A 17,354-nucleotide genomic window follows, 5' to 3' on the forward strand; every position below is an offset into this window, starting at 1 on the left:
GGGGAGGGACTGACTGAGTCACCTCTCGGTTTATTCCCCTCTCCCACAAAGTGGGAGAGGGGTTAGGGGTGAGGGCCGGAGGTTCTGCTTGCCGACCTGTCTAAGTTTGCACCGCTTGCCCTCACCCCCACCCCTCTCCCGTTGCACGGGAGAGGGGAGCGCATAACTACGGGCGAGGGTCTATGCCAACAACCCCACCACCTTCTCCCCAATCGCCAGCGACGACGTCAGCCCCGGCGACTCGATCCCAAACAGATTCACCAGCCCCGGCACACCATGCGTTTCCGGTCCATCGATCCTGAAATCAGCAGCCGTCTCGCCTGGGCCGCTGATTTTCGGGCGGATGCCCGCGTAGCCCGGCTGCAAGGCACCGTCAGCCAGCCCCGGCCAATAGCGGCGAACCTCGTCATAGAAACTATCCGCGTCGTGCGGCGGCACGCTGTATTCGATGTCGTCGATCCATCGCACATTCGGGCCGAAGCGCGCCTGGCCGCCCAGGTCCAGCGTCAGATGGACGCCAAGGCCGGCTGCTTCGGGCACCGGATAGATCAGACGCGAGAATGGCGCGCGGCCTGCCAGCGTGAAATAGCAGCCTTTGGCGTAGAACTGCGGTGGAATGTGCGCGGCGGGAATGCCGTCGATCCGACGGGCGAGATCGGGCGCGGTCAACCCGGCCGAATTGATCACCGTGCGGGCCAGCAGCGTGGTGGCGCCGTCCGGACTGTCGATGTCCAGGCGGATGCCATCGGGCGTCACCGCCCCCGATCGCACGGGCGACTGCACGGCCAGCATCGCACCGGCCTGTTCCGCATCGCCAAGCAGTGCGGTCATCAAGCCGTGGCTATCGATGATGCCGGTCGACGGCGACAGCAGCGCGGCGTGGCATTCGAGTTGCGGCTCCATGGCCCGCGCTTCGTCGCGCGTCAGTAGTTGCATGTCGTGCACGCCATTGGCCTCGGCCTTGGCGCGGATGCCGGCGAGCGTGGCGACCTGAGCCTCGCTGGTGGCCACGATCAACTTGCCGCAGCGCTGGTGCACCACGTGATGGCTGGCGCAGTAGTCATAGAGCATGGCCTTGCCGCGCACGCAAAGCTCGGCCTTCAGCGAGCCGGCCGGGTAGTAGATGCCGGCGTGGATCACCTCGCTGTTGCGCGCGCTCGTGATCGTGCCAAAGGCATTCTCCGCTTCGAGAATGATGACTTCGCGGCCTTGCAGCGCCATGGCGCGGGCTACGGCGAGCCCGACCACCCCAGCGCCGATCACGACGCAATCTACCTGTTCCATCTGTCTGCTCCTGATTCCTGATCCCTGGATGCTGATTTTTCCGAGTCGGTACTCGGGTCCGATGTCACGCCAGGCCCATGCGCGCCGCCGACGCGCCAAGGTGGGCGGTAGCCGCAGCGCGCGCAGCCATGGGATCGCCCTGGGCGATGGCATCGACGAGCGCCGCGTGTTCGGCATCGGCCGCCCGTGGCTGGCCGTCGGTGTCGCGCAGGCGCGCGGTGTTTTCCCAGGCCCGCTGCCGGGCGGCCAGCAGTTGCTGGCTGACGAAATCGGTCAGGCCCGTGAAGCACGGGTTGTGCGCGGCCTGGGCGATGGCGTGGTGAAAGGCAATATCGGCGGCTGCGGCGCTCGGAAAATCATCGGCCTGACGCCGCATGGCGTCGAGCGCCTGACGCATGGCGGCGATATCCGCATCGGTGCGGCGCAACGCAGCCATCTCAGCACACGCCGTTTCCACCACACGGCGCAGTTCGAACAGTTGCGCCAGCGTCGGCCCGCCTTCGGGCGCGCTGGCCACACGCCAGACCTGCCCGCCGGGCGTTTCGGAAACATAAGCCCCCGATCCCTTGCGCGTCACCAGCACGCCGTCGGCCTTGAGTAGCGCAATCGCCTCGCGCACGATCGGACGGCTGACGTCGAAGGTGCCCGCCAGTGTGGCCTCGGCCGGCAGCCGCGCACCGGTGGCAAAGCGGCCGGCGGCAATGTCGTCGCGCAGGGTCTGGGCGATGCGGGAGGCGAGGGTGGCAGGGCGGGACAGTCGGTCCATGGGGAGTGGGCGTGAGGGCGAGAGGGGCTCGGTCGGCAGTTTTAAGATGTCAGGCTGTCTGACAGCATTCGGCGTTTTGGAGATTTTGCGATGTTGTTTGTGCCGCGTCAAGCCAGCCGTCCAAGACTGATGCGTTTTCGGATGCCTGCCCGGTAACCTCTGTTGCGCCCGCATGCCCCCTGCGAGGGGTGTCAAGGTTCGTTCGCAACTGTCGATAGCTGACTCATCCGGGGTTGCACGCCACGCAGGAAATGTGGCGGGGCGGGCCCATCGTCTTCGATTTACCCTCGCACTGGCGGCTGACGCGTACCGGTGCATTGCTTCATGGGGAGCCATCGCGCCATGATTCCATTGACCCCACAGGATCTGCCGGTCGGGCAACCCTTGCCGTGGGCGCTGCTCGACGGCCAGGGCAATCTCATGCTCGGCAGCGGCAGCATCATCCCTGACGCGCGCGACCTCGCGCTCATGTTCCGACACGGTACGGTCTGCCGGCCCGACGACATGCCCGAAGCCGGCAACGAGCCTGACGCGCATGGTGGGTCGAGGCTGAGTTCGGGGCCGCTCGGTCTCCAGGTCGGGACGCTGCTGCACGTGAAGACGCCCGGCGACACGGCCCGGGCGGCTGCCAGCCGGCTGATCGGTTTCATCGAACATGGCCTGTTCGTGACGTGGCCCACGCTGGGTGGCCGCGAATTGTCGATCAATGCGGGCGAAACGTTGCTGCTGCGCGGCTTCTCGGGGCACGCGATCCACAGCTTCACATCGACGGTCACGGCGGTCTGCCGCAGCCCGTTCCGCTATCTGGTGCTGTCGGCGCCGGCACAGACCGAGCAGATGCCGGTACGGCGCGCCGCCCGCGTGCCCACGCGGATGGCTGCCTATCTGGTGGAGGCTGCCAGCGAGAGCGGAGACGAAGGGAGTGCCGAATCGACGCAGCAGGGTGCCGATGTCAGTCTCGATGACCAGATGGGCGAAGGGCTTGCGCGGCTTGGGCTGCTATCGGACCTCAGCACGGGCGGTGCGTTGGTGCAAACCTCCACCCCGGCGCCAGCGGTAGGCCAGCGCGTGAGGCTGCGCTTCCAGTTGCGCACGGCATCGCTCGATACGGAGGTGACGGTCGATGGCACGGTGCGCAGCGCGCCGTCGCAGGACGACGAGGAATTCCCCGCGTTCGGCGTGGCGTTCGAAGCGTTGGGCGAGCGTGAACTGACGCTGCTGCAGTGCTTCATCTACGAGCAGTTGCTGGCATCCACCTGCATGCCGGTCTCGGGCAATTGATGTCGTAGCAAGTTGTATCGGGACGGTTTGCGTTAGCCCCGTCCCGACCGATGCGAGGGTTGCCTCGCATCAATAACCACCTCGGCAGTCAGGCATACGGTTACGAGCAATCACGGATTGCTCAACGAGGTAACCGCATGACAACGAGAAGAAGGTCCCTGATCGTCACCGCCGCCGTTGCGGTGATCGGCATCGTCGCATTCCTGGTGCTCACCGCACCATCCACCTGGCGACTCCTCCATCCCGCGCGGGACGTACCCGATACGTCCATGCCCGATCTGGTAAACGGGCGCACGCAGTTTCTTGCTGGCGACTGCGCCACGTGCCACGCATCGCCAGGCAAGAACGACGAGACAGTGCTTGGAGGTGGCCGCTCGCTGGAGACCGCGTTCGGCAAGTTCCATATGCCCAATGTCTCGTCACACAAGACCGATGGCATTGGTGGATGGACGCTCGAGCAGTTCATCATGGCGATGCGCGAGGGCGTGATTCCGGGCAAGGGCAACGCTTATCCGGCCTTCCCATACACGTCCTACCAGCGCATGTCGGCAAACGATCTGCGCGATCTGTTCGCCTACATGCAGACGCTGCCGGCCATACCCGGCAAGGTGGCAGACCACGAACTGAAATTTCCGTATTCCATCCGGCGCGGCGTGGGCCTGTGGCGACTGGCGTTCCTGGACGGCAAGCCTGTTGCCGATGATCCGACGCAGACCGAGCAGTGGAATCGCGGGCGCTATCTCGTGGAAAGCTCGGCGCATTGCGTGGAATGTCATTCGCCGCGCAACCTGATGGGTGCCGTGCCATTCGCCAGGCGCTTCTCGGGCGGACCGAACCCCGAGGGCACGGGCTACATCCCCAATATCACGCAGGACGAGACGGGTATCGGCTACCGGTCCGTGAACGATATCGCCCGATATCTTGAGGACGGCCTCAACCCGATTGGCATCAAGGCCGGCGGGGACATGAAGGAGGTCGTGATGAACACGTCGCGGCTGTCCGAAGCGGACCGGCTGGCGATGGCGGTCTACCTGAAATCCGTCCCCGCAGTGGAAGCGCCGAACGCAGGCGCGCCCACGCCGAACCGCACCGAGGAAGTGGTGATGCTGCCGGAGGACCAGCGACACGTCGGGCCATCGCGCCTGACATCGCTGGCGGCGCCGCCGGCCGAACTGGCGCGCCGCGACGAACTCTTCGTCGTATCCCCGACGCCGTTCCAGCTCGATACCAGCGGAGCGGGCGAGGACGGCAAGCTGCTTGGCGCCACGCGTCTGAAGGTGCTGACACGCGAGGGCGACCGCCTCCAGGTGCGCTTCGATGGCTGGCAGCAGGATGGTTCCGAGAGCGCGATGTATGCGCTCAAGGGCCAGCGGATCATGCAGGCGGTGTTGTCTCCGGAGGCCATTGCAAGGGTGCAGCGCAAGCAGACGGTGCGCGACGAGGAGACAGGCCTGGATTGGCATGAAGGCAGTCTCACGGTCTGGATCCCCTCCGCCGGGCTGTCGGCCGATGTGGCGCAACTCTGGCGGCATGCGGACGAGACGTATCGCCAGTCCTGCGCGTCGTGCCATGCGCTACCGCATGCCAACGAGTACCTGGCCAACCAGTGGATCGGCACGTTGGGAGCGATGAAGCGCTACACCTCGCTCGACGATGCCGAATACCGCCTGATGCTGTCCTGGCTGCAGAACCACTCCAAGGATGTGGGCGGCGGACATGATACGCCCGGCAACCCTGCCGGCACTGCACACGGCGGTGGTCCGCAATGAGCCCGGCTGGCACCGCTGCCTGCACTCCACGTCAGATCCGTGCCTCGACAATCGATTGGATTGGCGGATGGCTCGCGATGCCGCCCACGGAGGCGGTGGTTGCGCAACTGCAGTCGCCGGAAGGACAGGCACTGCTGGATGCCATTGGCGGGGAGTTCGATTGCCTGGATGCAGTCGCGCAGTTGCGCACGGCACTGTCGGCGGCACCGGCCCCGCAACTGGCGCTCGACATCGCCGTGACCTGGACGCGTCTGTTCGAAGGCGTCATGGGCACGCCGCCCATATCGCTCTACGAAAGCGCCTATGCGGTCGGCGACGAGCACCCCGGTCTGCGCCCGTTTGGCTGTGCGGTCGACGAGGTCAACGAACTGCTGATGCGGTTCGACGTATCGATCGCTTCGCCGGGCGAGCCGGCCGATCACGTGGCGGTGGAGTTGGCGCTGTACGCCTCGCTGCTGCGCCGCGATGACGCCGATGGCATCGCACTGATGCACGCGAGGCTGGTTGCGTGGGTTCCCGGCTTGATCGCACTGTGCCGGTCCAACGATCCCAGCGGCTTCTACGGCGCCACCGCCAGCCTGCTCGGCGTGCTGCTGGAATTCCAGCCATGCCTGGCACCACAAGAATCGCAGGAAACACAGGAATGGAGTCACCATGCCGAATGACAACAATCACCGCGACACGCGCGTGTCGCGCCGTCGTTTCATCCAGGGCGCCCTCGCTACGGGTGCGCTGGGCTCCGCGAGTCCCGCACTGCTGGCAACCGGCGCCAGCCGACAAGGTTCGGTCGGAACGTCCGAGGTGCTGACCGGTTCGCACTGGGGCGCGTTCTACGCCAAGGTGGAAAACGGCCGCGTCACGGGGCTGCGTCCGTGGGAGAAGGACCCGCGGCCTTCGCACATGCTGCCCGGTGTGCTCGATTCGATCTATTCGCCCACGCGGATTCGCTATCCGATGGTGCGCCGCGCGTGGCTCGAGCACGGGCCGGGCGCCGATCCGGCAGGGCGGGGCAAGGGTGACTTCGTGCGAGTGAGTTGGGAGAAGGCGCTGGATCTCGTGGCAAAGGAACTTGACCGGGTGCGGCGCAAGCACGGGCCGACCTCGATCTTCGGCGGTTCCTACGGCTGGAAGAGTCCCGGAAAGCTCCACAACTGCCAGACGCTGCTGTCGCGTGCGTTGACAGTCAACGGCGGCTTCGTGAGCCGCAGCGGCGACTATTCGACCGGGGCTGCACAGGTCATTCTGCCGTACGTGGTGGGGTCGATCGATGTGTACGAGCAGCCTACGACGTGGCCCGTGCTCGAAGCCCATACCGAGTTGATGGTGTTCTGGGGTGCCGATCCGATTGTCACGAACCAGATCGGCTGGCAGGTTCCGGACCACGGCGCGTTTCCCGGCATGGAGGCGTTGAAGAAGAAGGGCATCAAGGTCATCTGCATCGACCCGGTGCGCACGGAAACCTGCGAGTACTTCGGCGCCGAGTGGCTTGCACCCCGGCCGCAGACCGATGTGGCGATGATGCTGGGGATCGCCCATACGCTCTATACCGAAAACCTGCATGACGCGAAGTTCCTGTCGCGTTACACGACGGGCTTCGAACGATTCGTCCCATACCTGACCGGCAAATCCGATGGTGTGCCCAAGGACGCCAACTGGGCATCGGGCATCTGCGGGCTGCCCGCAGACGTGATTCGCGGACTGGCCCGGCGCTTTGCCGGAAACCGGACGATGCTGGCTGGTGGGTGGTCGATCCAGCGGCAGCATCATGGCGAACAGGCCCACTGGATGATGGTCACCCTGGCGTCGATGCTCGGCCAGATCGGCTTGCCCGGTGGGGGCTATGGGTTCACGTATCACTACGCCAATGGCGGCAGCCCCACGGCCACGGGTCCGGTGCTGCCGGGCATCGTCGGGGGGGCCAAGCCGCCACCGGGGTCGGAATGGCTGGAGGCAGGCGGCACCGAGACGATTCCCGTCTCACGCATCGTCGAGGCTCTGGAGAGCCCCGGCAAGACCTACGATTTCAACGGACGGCGTTCGACGTATCCCGATCTCAAGCTGGCGTACTGGGTGGGCGGCAATCCATTCATGCACCACCAGGACCGCAACCGCATGCTCAAGGCATGGCAGAAGCTCGACACCTTCATCGTGCATGATTTCCAGTGGACCGCCACCGCGCGGCACGCCGATATCGTGCTGCCGTGCACGACGAGCTATGAGCGCAACGATATCGAGGGCATTGGCGACTATGCGATGAGCCATATCCTGGCCATGCGCAAGGTCATCGATCCGGTCTACGAGGCGCGCAACGACTACGACATCTTTGCCGACATCTGCGATCGCATGGGCACCGGGAAGGCTTTCACGGACGGGCGCGACGAGATGGGCTGGATTCGTTCGTTCTACGAGGCGGCGCGCGTGCAGGCGCGCGGCAAGCGCATGGAAATGCCGGTCTTCGATGTGTTCTGGAACAGCAACAAGCCGCTGGCGTTCCCGATCAGCGAGGAGGCCAGGGGTTACATCCGGCACAAGTCGTTTCGCGACGATCCGTTGCTGAATGCGCTGGGTACGGCGTCGGGCCGCATCGAGATCTACTCGTCGAATATCGCCCGGATGAAGTACGACGATTGCCCGTCGCACCCGACATGGATGGAGCCGGTCGAGCGGCTCGATGGGCCGACCACGAAGTATCCGCTCCATATCGTGACGAGCCATCCGAAGAGCCGGCTGCACTCCCAGCTATGCGGAACGGTATTGCGCGAGTCCTATGCGATAAAGGACAGGGAACCTTGCCTGATGCATCCGGAGGACGCCCGCGCGCGTGGCATCGCCGACGGAGACATCGTGCGGGTGTTCAACGACCGGGGCCAGATGCTCGTTGGCGTGAAGCTGACGGACGGCATCCGGCGCGGTGCGATCCGGGTTTGCGAGGGGGCGTGGTACGACCCGGCCGAGGGTGGCAAGCCAGGCACGCTTTGCCGCTATGGAGACGTGAACAACCTGACGACCGGCATCGGCACGTCGAAACTCGCGCAAGCCAATTGCGGCCATACGGCCATGGCCGATGTGGAGAAGTTCAAGGGCGTGCCGCCGCCCGTGGAGGTGTTCAAGGCACCGCGCGGCGCGGAGTCCTGAGCCATGCAGCCATGAAAAAACGCCGGTAAAGTACCGGCGTTTTTTCGTCATGCAGTAGCAGCCTTGCGGCGTACTACTTACATCCCCACGTAGTTCGGACCGCCGCCGCCTTCCGGCGTCACCCAGACGATGTTCTGGGTCGGGTCCTTGATATCGCAGGTCTTGCAGTGCACACAGTTCTGCGCGTTGATCTGCAGGCGTTCCTTGCCGTCATCGTTCTGCACGAATTCGTACACACCGGCCGGGCAGTAGCGCGACTCGGGGCCGGCGTACTTTTCCCAGTTGATGTTCACCGGCACGCTGGCGTCCTTGAGCGTCAGGTGCGCCGGCTGGTTTTCCTCGTGGTTCGTGTTGCTGATGAAGACCGACGACAGTCGGTCGAAGGTCAGCTTGCCGTCCGGTTTCGGATACTCGATCTTCTGGCATTCGGCAGCCGGCTTCAGGTACACGTGGTCCGGCTTCTCGCGGTGGATCGTCCAGGGCGGGTTGCGGATGCCCAGCTTCGGCAGCAGCCATTGCTCGATACCGGTCATCAGCGTGGCGGTGGTGCGGCCCTTCTTGAACCACTGCTTGAAGTTCTTGGCCTGCAGCAGTTCCTTGTGCAGCCAGCTCTTTTCGAAAGCAGCGGGGTAGTCGGACAGTTCGTCGTGCTGACGGCCCGCCTGCAGCGCGTCGTACGCGGCTTCGGCGGCCATCATGCCGGTCTTGATCGCGGCGTGGCTGCCCTTGATGCGAGAGGCGTTCAGGTAGCCCGCGTCGCAGCCCACCAGTGCACCGCCCGGGAATACCGTCTTCGGCAGCGACAGCAGACCACCGGCGGTGATGGCGCGCGCGCCGTAGCCAATGCGCTTGCCGCCTTCAAAGTACTGGCGGATTTCCGGGTGCGTCTTGAAGCGCTGGAATTCCTCGAACGGCGACAGCCACGGATTCGTGTAGTCGAGACCGACCACGAAGCCCACGGCCACCTTGTTGTCTTCCATGTGATAGAGGAACGAGCCGCCGTAGGTGGCCGGGTCCAGCGGCCAGCCGGCCGTGTGGACGACCAGGCCAGGCTGGTGCTTGGCCGGATCGATTTCCCACAGTTCCTTCAGGCCGATACCGTAGCTTTGCGGATCCTTCCCGGCATCGAGCTTGTATTTGGCGATCAGTTGCTTGCCCAGGTGGCCACGTGCGCCTTCGGCAAAGATCGTGTACTTGGCGTGCAGCTCCATGCCGAGCTGGAAGTTCTCGGTGGGTTCGCCTTCCTTGTTGATGCCGAGGTTGCCGGTGGCCACGCCCTTGACGGAGCCATCCTCGTTGTAGAGGACTTCGGCGGCGGGGAAGCCCGGGAAGATTTCCACGCCCAGCGCTTCGGCCTGCTGGCCCAGCCAGCGCACGAAGTTCGACAGGCTGACGATGTAGTTGCCTTCGTTGTGGAAGCACTCGGGCAGCAACGGGGCACCCTTGGAGCCATTGGCGTCGAGGAACAGGAACTTGTCTTCGGTGACCGGCTGGTTCAGCGGTGCGCCCAGTTCCTTCCAGTTCGGGATCAGCTCGTTCAGCGCAATCGGGTCCATGATGGCGCCCGACAGGATGTGCGCGCCCGGCTCGGAGCCCTTTTCCAGCACGCAGACATTGACGTCGCCGCCTTTCTCCGCGGCCAGCTGCTTCAGGCGGATGGCCGTGGCCAGACCGCCGGGGCCACCGCCGACGATGACGACGTCGTACTCCATGGCTTCGCGCGGGCCGAACTGCTCGACGAGCTGTTGCTGATCCATTGTCTCTAACCCTCTGTTTCTTCTGGGCGGCAATACTGCCGCATGGTTGCAGCGCGTGACTGGTTGCGTGACGCGTGACTGCGGTTTGTGGGATGCGGTGATCGTGCTCTGCGGAACCGGGAACGGGCGGGGCGAGGCGGGCACTGCGCGCGGCCCGGGGTGGCCGGGGTGTCGTCCGCGTGCGGACATGGCGCGGGAACAGGCTCTCCGGCGGATGACCGGGCCTGAACTAGGCGTTTTTCCTCTTTCCCTTTGGGGACCAAGTTCTTAGAATCTTCGGCATTGTCCGGGACTCGCCAACCTCAGGCAAGCAATTTTTTGGAACGACCGTTCTTTTTTTTGGGCGATAGCCGGAACGCATGTCCGGCTCCCGCAGAGCGGAACTGGAACCGCACCGTCCGGCAGGGCCGGATGCTTCAACGCCGAGGTAAACAATGGGTTTGTCGATCAATCTGGAAGGCAAGGTCGCGCTGGTGACCGGTGCCTCGAGCGGACTGGGCACGCGTTTCGCCCATGTGCTGGCGGCTGCGGGCGCCAAGGTGGTGCTGGCCTCGCGCCGGGTGGAACTGCTCAAGGAACTGCGTGCGGCCATCGAGGCCGACGGCGGCAGCGCCCACGTGGTGCGACTCGATGTCACCGACCCCGACAGCATCCGTTCGGCCGTGGCACACGCGGAAACCGAAGCCGGTTCCATCGATATCCTGGTCAACAATTCGGGGGTGTCCACCACGCAGAAGCTGACCGACGTGACCGCCGACGACTTTGATTTCGTGTTCGATACCAACACGCGCGGCGCGTTCTTCGTGGCTCAGGAAGTGGCCAAGCGCATGATCGCGCGGGCCAAGGGCGCAGAGAAACAGGGCAATCCGTTGCCACAGGCACGCATCGTCAATATTGCGTCGGTAGCCGGTCTCAAGGTACTGTCGCAGATTGGTGTGTATTGCATGAGCAAGGCTGCGGTGGTCCACATGACCAAGGCCATGGCCCTGGAGTGGGCGCGTCACGGTATCAACACGAACGCGATCTGCCCGGGCTACATCGATACCGACATCAACCACCACCACTGGGATACCGATGCGGGGCAGAAGCTGATCCAGATGCTGCCGCGCAAGCGCCTGGGCCAACCCGAAGACCTCGATGGCCTCTTGCTGCTGCTGGCGTCCGATGCATCGCGCTTTATCAATGGCGCGGTGATCACAGCCGACGATGGCATGGTCTGACTTCCACCCGCCCCCGGGGAGGAGACAGGCCGACAAGTACATAAGAAGAGAGACGCCCCGGCGGCCGGCAAGGCCCCCGGGCGGCCCGGGACCGGAGGCCGGGTAGCAAAAAATGGATCAAGACAATCAGGCACGGCGCGACGCCGGGCCGCAGCATATCGTCGATTCGGCGATCATTCCCGAAGCGTCCGACGAGGCACGCGACAGCGAATTCCGCATTTCCCCACGTATCGAGGACTGGATCGGCGTCATCGTCATGGTGCTGCTGGTCGCCATCACGTTCGCCAACGTGGTGGTGCGCTATTTCACCGACGAATCGTTCGCCTGGACCGAGGAATTCTCGGTCTTCCTGATGATCGTGCTGGCGCTCGTGGCGGGCAGCGCGGCAGTGGCGCGCGACCGGAATATCCGCATCGAGTATTTCTTCGAGCGCGGCAGCCCCACCCGGCAGAAGCGGCTGGCCATCCTGTCCGCGCTGGCCGTGGCCGTGATGTTCCTGGCCTTGGCCGTACTCGGCGTACGGATTACCTGGGATGAGTACGCGTTTGGCGAAACCTCGCCCGGTATTGGCGTGCCCGCCTGGTGGTATTCGATCTGGCTGCCGGTGCTGTCGGTAGCCATCGGGCTGCGCGCGCTGGCGCTGGCCTGGCGCAATGTCCGTGCGCTGAAGGCATTGACGACTTCGAAGCAGGGCGGGGAGGGCGCGCAATGACGCTCGTCGCCATCACTCTTTTCGTGGTCTTTATCGGCCTGATGCTGCTGGGCGTGCCGATTGGCGTGTCGCTGGGGCTGGGCGGGCTGGTGGCCATCGGCCTGTCGAATCTCGACACGCAGATGTTCGGCCTGCTGGCCGTGCCGCAGAACTTCTATGCGGGGCTGGCCAAGTACCCGCTGCTGGCCATTCCGATGTTCGTGCTCGTAGGGTCGATCTTCGACCGCTCGGGCGTGGCGGCGCGGCTGGTCACGTTTGCCATTGCCGTGGTGGGGCGTGGGCCGGGCATGCTGCCGCTGGTGGCCATTCTCGTGGCCATGTTCCTCGGCGGTATCTCGGGCTCGGGCCCCGCCAACGCGGCAGCGGTGGGCGGCGTGATGATCGCGGCGATGTCGCGGGCCGGTTATCCGGGCTCGTACAGTGCCGCCGTGGTGGGCGCGGCAGCCGCCACCGACATCCTGATCCCGCCATCGGTCGCGTTCATCATCTACAGCGTACTGGTGCCGGGCGCCTCGGTACCGGCGCTGTTCGCGGCCGGCCTGATCCCGGGCATCCTGGCCGGCGTGGCGCTGATCGTCCCGGCCGTCTGGCTGGCGCGCAAGCACAACATGGGTGCCGTGGAGGCCGCGCTGCCGCGTCCGCCGTTCTGGAAGAGCCTGCGCGAAGCCGCGTGGGGTCTGGTCGCGCCGTTCCTAATTCTCGGTGGCATGCGCGCGGGCTGGTTCACGCCGACCGAGGCCGCCGTGGTGGCGGTGGTCTACGGGCTGTTCGTCGGCATGGTGATCTACCGCAGCATCGGCATGCGCGACCTGTTCACGATTTTCCAGGAAGCCGCGGAGACTTCGGCGGTGATCCTGCTTGTGGTCGCGCTGGCCGGTATCTTTGCTTATGCGCTGTCCACGCTCGGCGTGATCGATCCGCTGGCTCACGCCATTGCCAACTCCGGGCTGGGCGAGTACGGCGTGCTGGCGCTGATCGTGCTGTTGCTGATGACGGTAGGCATGTTCCTCGACGGCATCTCGATCTTCCTGATCTTCGTGCCGCTGCTGCTGCCTATCGCCAATGCATTCCACTGGAATCCGGTATGGTTCGGCGTGGTGCTGACGCTGAAGGTGGCGCTGGGCCAGTTCACGCCGCCGCTGGCCGTGAACCTGATGGTGTCGTGCCGCATCGCCAAGGTACGGATGGAGGAAACCGTGCCCTGGGTGATCTGGATGCTGCTGGCGATGTTCATCGCCATGCTGATGGTGCTGGCCTACCCGCCGCTGGCGACGTGGCTGCCAGACTATCTGGGCTACTGATTTGCTGAAGACGTTGAAGACATCGACAAGATTGAAAAGAGGAGATTCCCGCATGAAACGCCGTGCCCTGATGCTGTCCGTTGCCGCTTCGATCGCCGCCGCCGCCCTGTTGCCGGCTGCCGCATCGGCCCAGACGTACAAGTCCGAATACAAGATGTCGCTGGTGCTCGGCCCCGCGTTCCCGTGGGGCAAGGGCGGCGAGATCTGGGCCGACCTGGTGCGCCAGCGGACCAGTGGCCGCATCAACATCAAGCTGTATCCGGGTACGTCGCTGGTGGCCGGCGACCAGACGCGCGAGTTCTCGGCCATCCGCCAGGGTGTGATCGACATGGCCATTGGCTCGACCATCAACTGGTCGCCGCAGGTCAAGGAACTGAACCTGTTCTCGCTGCCGTTCCTGATGCCCGACTACAAGGCGCTGGATTCGCTGACGCAGGGTGAAGTGGGCAAGCAACTGTTCACGACGCTGGACAAGGCCGGCGTGGTGCCACTGGCCTGGGGCGAGAACGGTTTCCGCGAAGTGTCGAATTCGAAGCGTGAGATCCGCAAGCCGGAAGACCTCAAGGGCATGAAGCTGCGTGTGGTGGGTTCGCCGCTTTATATCGAAACCTTCAACGCGCTCGGCGCCAACCCGACGCAGATGAGCTGGGCCGACGCCCAGCCCGCCATGGCGTCGGGCGCCGTGGATGGCCAGGAAAATCCGCAGAGCGTGTTCGCGGCCGCCAAGCTGTACACGGTGGGCCAGAAGTACGTGACGACCTGGGGCTACGTCGCTGATCCGTTGGTCTTCGTGGTCAACAAGCAGATCTGGGAAAGCTGGACCCCGGCGGATCGCGAGATCGTGAAGCAGGCGGCCATCGACGCCGGCAAGCAGGAAATCGCACTGGCCCGCAAGGGCCTGGTCGAGGCCGGCGCCCCGGCGTGGAAGGACATGGAGCAGCACGGCGTGAAGGTCACGTCGCTGACGCCGGCCGAGCACGACGCCTTCAAGAAGGCCACGGCCAAGGTCTACGACAAGTGGAAGAAACAAATCGGCGCCGACCTCGTGACCAAGGCCGAAGCTTCGATCGCCAAGCGCTGATGAAGCACGTCTTCACCTGCGTGATGCCGATCCGGTGGGGTGACATGGATGCCATGGGCCATGTCAACAACACCGTTTACTTCCGCTATCTGGAGCAGGCGCGGATCGAATGGTTCGAGTCGATCGGCCGCAATGGCCGAGACGCCAATGGTCACGGCCCCGTGCTGATCAACGCCCACATGACGTTCCTGAAGCAACTGCGCTATCCCGGCGACATCGAGTGCCGGGTGTACGCGGGAGAGTTGGGGCGTTCGAGCTTTGAGACGCGCATCGAGGTGCGGCGCACCGATCTGCCTGACGTGGTCTGGGCGGAAGGCGGGGCAAAGGTGGTGTGGTGCGACTATGCGGTGGAGAAGAGCGTGCCGGTGCCGGAGGCGATTCGGCAACTGATCGAAGCGTAAGCGTCTGATCATCGCCGGCAGGTCCCCTCTCCCGTGCAACGGGAGAGGGGAGTAAGACAACACCTCAGTGATTCACCAGCCGCTGCACCAGGTCCACTGCCGTATGGGCCCCGTATTTCTTCATCAGCCGCGCCCGGTAGATATCCACGGTGCGCGGACTGATTGCCAGCAGCTTCCCGATCTGCTTGCTAGTCTTGCCTTCCACAAGTTGCGCGGCGATGTCGCGCTCCCGCGCGGTCAGTTCGGCCGTGACCGGCCGCTTCTGCGACAGATCCTCGAACGTCCAGATGCCGGCGCCCAACGGGTCCTTGCGATCCAGTGAGCGTCCGGTAACGTGGCACCAGAACAGCTCGCCGCTGGCGCGCTTCATGATTCGCTCGTCCGAATACAGGCCCTTGGTGTTCATCACCGGCACGATGCGCGCGCCCGTGCGCTCGAACTCGTCGGCGGTGGGATAGAGCACCTGGAACGATTGGCCCATCAGGGCCTCGCGGGTGGTGCCGAAGATCCGGCAGACCTCGTCGTTGCAATCCTCGATCACCCGGGCGCGCGATAGCACCAGGCCAACCGGGGCCAACTGGAAAGCGGTCTGGTAGTCGATGGACGGCATTATCCCTTATGTACTTTTACGTAATGGCGCTCGCGGCATCCCTTGACGTATGCTCTGGGGCGTCAACGGCGGCGCCTGACCGCCGATTGTACCGTTACAATTTCCGCGCGGGGCTACCCGGCCGCGTAGCGGGACTACCGAGGAAGGAGCAAACATGAACAAGGTCTACGCCAGCGCCGCCGAGGCGCTCGCGGGCGTCGTGCGCGACGGCCAGACGATCGCCGTAGGCGGCTTCGGCCTGTGCGGCATCCCTGAAGCACTGATCGCCGCGCTGCGCGACAGTGGCGCCAAGCAGCTCACCTGCATTTCGAACAACGCGGGCGTCGATGGCTTCGGCCTGGGCCTGCTGCTGGCCACCCGCCAGATCAGCAAGATGATCTCGTCATACGTCGGTGAAAACAAGGAGTTCGAGCGCCAGTACCTGGCCGGCGAACTCCAGCTCGATTTCACGCCGCAGGGCACGCTGGCCGAAAAGCTGCGCGCTGGCGGCTCGGGCATCCCGGCATTCTTCACCAAGACCGGTGTCGGCACGATCGTCGCCGAAGGCAAGGAAGTACGCGAGTTCAATGGCGAGAAGTACGTCATGGAGCAGGCGCTGGTCTCTGACGTGGCACTGGTCAAGGCACACAAGGCTGACAAGGCCGGCAATCTGGTCTTCCGCCGTACTGCACGCAACTTCAATCCGGTGTGCGCGATGTCGGGCAAGATCACCGTGGCCGAGGTCGAGGAAATCGTCGAGACCGGCGAGATCGATCCGGACGACGTCCACCTGCCGGGCATCTTCGTTCACCGTATCGTGCTGAACAAGACCCCCGAGAAACGCATCGAACAGCGCACCGTGCGTGCCAAGTAAGGAGACAGATCATGGCATGGACACGTGATGAAATGGCCGCGCGCGCGGCCGCGGAACTGCAGGACGGTTTCTATGTGAACCTGGGCATCGGCCTGCCGACGCTGGTGGCCAACCACGTGCCGCAAGGCATGGAAGTGTGGCTCCAATCGGAAAACGGCCTGCTCGGCATCGGCCCGTTCCCGACCGAGGAAGAAGTGGACGCCGACATGATCAATGCCGGCAAGCAGACCGTGACCACGCTGCGTGGCTCGTCGATCTTCTCGTCGGCCGATTCGTTCGCGATGATTCGCGGCGGCAAGATCAACCTGGCCATCCTCGGCGCCATGCAGGTCAGCCAGCGAGGCGACCTGGCCAACTGGATGATTCCGGGCAAGATGGTCAAGGGTATGGGCGGCGCGATGGACCTCGTGGCCGGCGTGGGCCGTGTGGTCGTGCTGATGGAGCATACCGCCAAGAAGAAGGACGGCACGGAGGACATCAAGATCCTCAAGGACTGCAACCTGCCGCTGACCGGTGTAGGCGTGGTGAATCGCATCATCACCGACCTGGCCGTGATCGACGTCACGCCGCAAGGTCTGAAACTCGTGGAAACGGCGCCCGGCGTCACCCGCGAGGAAGTTCAGGCCAAGACTGGCGCGGAACTGGTTTAAGCCGGGTTTTCTCCCCTCTCCCGCATGGCGGGAGAGGGGAGTAACAACAAACCTCACGCCTTTTTGTTGTAACTCGAAAACACCGAAGCCGCTCCATCCGCCTTCACCAGCAGCACATCAAACGGGTCCTTGCGCGGCCCCATCTCCATGCCCGGCGATCCGACCGGCATACCTGGCACAGCAAGACCCGTCGCCTTCGGCTTCGTCGCCACCAGCTTCTTGATATCTGCCGCAGGCACATGCCCTTCGATGCCATACCCCGCGATCACACCGGTATGGCACGAACCGAAGCGCTCCGGAATCCCGTATTTCTGGCGATACGGACCCGTGTCTTCCACATCATGCGTGGTGACCGTAAAGCCGTTGTCCTGCAGATGCTTGACCCAATCCCCGCAGCAGCCGCAGGTCGGTGTCTTGTAGACGACGATAGCCAGCGGCTTGGCGGACTGCGCTGTCGCCACTAGCGGCGACAGCATCAAGGCTCCGGCGCCCAGCGTTCGCAATGCATCGCGACGCGTTTTCATGATTACCGCT

Annotated in this window: 16 protein-coding genes; 11 read left to right on the forward strand and 5 right to left on the reverse strand. The window is 64.4% G+C overall.

Annotation, left to right across the window (positions count from 1 at the left end):
- Window positions 1-180 precede the first annotated feature (180 nt).
- Both FFS21_RS15955 and FFS21_RS15960 read right to left on the reverse strand, forming a co-directional pair.
- The gene (locus FFS21_RS15955) at window positions 181-1,284 is read right to left on the reverse strand and encodes an NAD(P)/FAD-dependent oxidoreductase (RefSeq protein ID WP_137925766.1); all 1,104 of its coding nucleotides are present in this window, start codon (window positions 1,282-1,284) and stop codon (window positions 181-183) included.
- 64 nt (window positions 1,285-1,348) lie between these two features.
- The gene (locus FFS21_RS15960) at window positions 1,349-2,050 is read right to left on the reverse strand and encodes a FadR/GntR family transcriptional regulator (RefSeq protein ID WP_137925767.1); all 702 of its coding nucleotides are present in this window, start codon (window positions 2,048-2,050) and stop codon (window positions 1,349-1,351) included.
- A gap of 342 nt (window positions 2,051-2,392) precedes the next feature.
- Between FFS21_RS15960 and FFS21_RS15965 the strand changes: the two genes are divergently transcribed.
- The 4 genes from FFS21_RS15965 to torA all read left to right on the forward strand — a co-directional run bounded on the left by FFS21_RS15965 (window position 2,393) and on the right by torA (window position 8,235).
- The gene (locus FFS21_RS15965) at window positions 2,393-3,331 is read left to right on the forward strand and encodes a flagellar brake protein (protein WP_137925768.1); all 939 of its coding nucleotides are present in this window, start codon (window positions 2,393-2,395) and stop codon (window positions 3,329-3,331) included.
- A gap of 137 nt (window positions 3,332-3,468) precedes the next feature.
- Complete coding sequence (locus tag FFS21_RS15970) at window positions 3,469-5,100, forward strand: c-type cytochrome (protein WP_137925769.1); 1,632 nt, start codon at window positions 3,469-3,471, stop codon at window positions 5,098-5,100.
- A gap of 77 nt (window positions 5,101-5,177) precedes the next feature.
- On the forward strand, window positions 5,178-5,765 hold the full coding sequence (locus tag FFS21_RS15975; RefSeq protein WP_171020425.1) for a TorD/DmsD family molecular chaperone: 588 nt from the start codon (window positions 5,178-5,180) through the stop codon (window positions 5,763-5,765).
- Window positions 5,755-8,235, forward strand: coding sequence for a trimethylamine-N-oxide reductase TorA (gene torA, locus FFS21_RS15980; protein WP_137925771.1), 2,481 nt, complete (start codon window positions 5,755-5,757; stop codon window positions 8,233-8,235). Before FFS21_RS15975 ends, torA begins: the two co-directional genes overlap by 11 nt.
- 77 nt (window positions 8,236-8,312) lie before the next feature.
- Here the strand turns inward: torA and FFS21_RS15985 are convergent, their stop codons facing one another.
- A complete protein-coding gene (locus FFS21_RS15985) occupies window positions 8,313-9,992 on the reverse strand; it encodes an electron transfer flavoprotein-ubiquinone oxidoreductase (RefSeq protein WP_137925772.1) in 1,680 nt (559 codons plus the stop codon).
- Window positions 9,993-10,426: 434 nt separating this feature from the next.
- Between FFS21_RS15985 and FFS21_RS15990 the strand changes: the two genes are divergently transcribed.
- From FFS21_RS15990 to FFS21_RS16010, 5 genes are all read left to right on the forward strand, one after another.
- The gene (locus tag FFS21_RS15990; protein ID WP_137925773.1) at window positions 10,427-11,212 is read left to right on the forward strand and encodes an SDR family oxidoreductase; all 786 of its coding nucleotides are present in this window, start codon (window positions 10,427-10,429) and stop codon (window positions 11,210-11,212) included.
- A gap of 112 nt (window positions 11,213-11,324) precedes the next feature.
- The gene (locus tag FFS21_RS15995) at window positions 11,325-11,924 is read left to right on the forward strand and encodes a TRAP transporter small permease (protein ID WP_137925774.1); all 600 of its coding nucleotides are present in this window, start codon (window positions 11,325-11,327) and stop codon (window positions 11,922-11,924) included.
- Window positions 11,921-13,225 carry a TRAP transporter large permease gene (locus FFS21_RS16000; protein WP_137925775.1) on the forward strand — a complete coding sequence of 435 codons (1,305 nt, stop codon included), beginning with the start codon at window positions 11,921-11,923 and terminating at the stop codon, window positions 13,223-13,225. The genes FFS21_RS15995 and FFS21_RS16000 overlap by 4 nt, the downstream gene beginning before the upstream one ends.
- A 52-nt stretch (window positions 13,226-13,277) precedes the next feature.
- The gene (locus tag FFS21_RS16005) at window positions 13,278-14,306 is read left to right on the forward strand and encodes a DctP family TRAP transporter solute-binding subunit (RefSeq protein ID WP_137925776.1); all 1,029 of its coding nucleotides are present in this window, start codon (window positions 13,278-13,280) and stop codon (window positions 14,304-14,306) included.
- Entirely contained in the window at window positions 14,306-14,707 is a 402-nt protein-coding gene (locus FFS21_RS16010; protein ID WP_137925777.1) for an acyl-CoA thioesterase, read from the forward strand. The genes FFS21_RS16005 and FFS21_RS16010 overlap by 1 nt, the downstream gene beginning before the upstream one ends.
- A gap of 64 nt (window positions 14,708-14,771) precedes the next feature.
- On the opposite strand, the gene FFS21_RS16015 is transcribed toward FFS21_RS16010, so the two are convergent.
- Window positions 14,772-15,317, reverse strand: a complete 546-nt coding sequence (locus FFS21_RS16015; protein WP_137925778.1) for a PAS and helix-turn-helix domain-containing protein — start codon at window positions 15,315-15,317, stop codon at window positions 14,772-14,774.
- Between the two features lie 154 nt (window positions 15,318-15,471).
- On the opposite strand from FFS21_RS16015, the gene FFS21_RS16020 reads away from it, so the two are divergent.
- On the forward strand, window positions 15,472-16,170 hold the full coding sequence (locus tag FFS21_RS16020) for a CoA transferase subunit A (protein WP_137925779.1): 699 nt from the start codon (window positions 15,472-15,474) through the stop codon (window positions 16,168-16,170).
- Window positions 16,171-16,181: 11 nt separating this feature from the next.
- The gene (locus FFS21_RS16025) at window positions 16,182-16,820 is read left to right on the forward strand and encodes a CoA transferase subunit B (RefSeq protein WP_137925780.1); all 639 of its coding nucleotides are present in this window, start codon (window positions 16,182-16,184) and stop codon (window positions 16,818-16,820) included.
- A gap of 53 nt (window positions 16,821-16,873) precedes the next feature.
- Here FFS21_RS16025 and FFS21_RS16030 read toward each other — a convergent pair whose 3' ends face one another.
- A complete protein-coding gene (locus FFS21_RS16030) occupies window positions 16,874-17,344 on the reverse strand; it encodes a DUF411 domain-containing protein (RefSeq protein WP_137925781.1) in 471 nt (156 codons plus the stop codon).
- Between the last annotated feature and the right edge of the window lie 10 nt (window positions 17,345-17,354).

The organism is Cupriavidus sp. 2SB, from assembly GCF_005503625.1.
Lineage (GTDB): Bacteria > Pseudomonadota > Gammaproteobacteria > Burkholderiales > Burkholderiaceae > Cupriavidus.

Excerpts from the sequence above, each read along its gene's own strand:
- FFS21_RS15955 (WP_137925766.1), bottom strand. The coding sequence starts at position 1,284 with ATGGAACAGGTAGATTGCGTCGTGATCGGCGCTGGGGTGGTCGGGCTC.
- FFS21_RS15960 (WP_137925767.1), bottom strand. The coding sequence starts at position 2,050 with ATGGACCGACTGTCCCGCCCTGCCACCCTCGCCTCCCGCATCGCCCAG.
- FFS21_RS15965 (WP_137925768.1), top strand. The coding sequence starts at position 2,393 with ATGATTCCATTGACCCCACAGGATCTGCCGGTCGGGCAACCCTTGCCG.
- FFS21_RS15970 (WP_137925769.1), top strand. The coding sequence starts at position 3,469 with ATGACAACGAGAAGAAGGTCCCTGATCGTCACCGCCGCCGTTGCGGTG.
- FFS21_RS15975 (WP_171020425.1), top strand. The coding sequence starts at position 5,178 with ATGCCGCCCACGGAGGCGGTGGTTGCGCAACTGCAGTCGCCGGAAGGA.
- torA (WP_137925771.1), top strand. The coding sequence starts at position 5,755 with ATGCCGAATGACAACAATCACCGCGACACGCGCGTGTCGCGCCGTCGT.
- FFS21_RS15985 (WP_137925772.1), bottom strand. The coding sequence starts at position 9,992 with ATGGATCAGCAACAGCTCGTCGAGCAGTTCGGCCCGCGCGAAGCCATG.
- FFS21_RS15990 (WP_137925773.1), top strand. The coding sequence starts at position 10,427 with ATGGGTTTGTCGATCAATCTGGAAGGCAAGGTCGCGCTGGTGACCGGT.
- FFS21_RS15995 (WP_137925774.1), top strand. The coding sequence starts at position 11,325 with ATGGATCAAGACAATCAGGCACGGCGCGACGCCGGGCCGCAGCATATC.
- FFS21_RS16000 (WP_137925775.1), top strand. The coding sequence starts at position 11,921 with ATGACGCTCGTCGCCATCACTCTTTTCGTGGTCTTTATCGGCCTGATG.
- FFS21_RS16005 (WP_137925776.1), top strand. The coding sequence starts at position 13,278 with ATGAAACGCCGTGCCCTGATGCTGTCCGTTGCCGCTTCGATCGCCGCC.
- FFS21_RS16010 (WP_137925777.1), top strand. The coding sequence starts at position 14,306 with ATGAAGCACGTCTTCACCTGCGTGATGCCGATCCGGTGGGGTGACATG.
- FFS21_RS16015 (WP_137925778.1), bottom strand. The coding sequence starts at position 15,317 with ATGCCGTCCATCGACTACCAGACCGCTTTCCAGTTGGCCCCGGTTGGC.
- FFS21_RS16020 (WP_137925779.1), top strand. The coding sequence starts at position 15,472 with ATGAACAAGGTCTACGCCAGCGCCGCCGAGGCGCTCGCGGGCGTCGTG.
- FFS21_RS16025 (WP_137925780.1), top strand. The coding sequence starts at position 16,182 with ATGGCATGGACACGTGATGAAATGGCCGCGCGCGCGGCCGCGGAACTG.
- FFS21_RS16030 (WP_137925781.1), bottom strand. The coding sequence starts at position 17,344 with ATGAAAACGCGTCGCGATGCATTGCGAACGCTGGGCGCCGGAGCCTTG.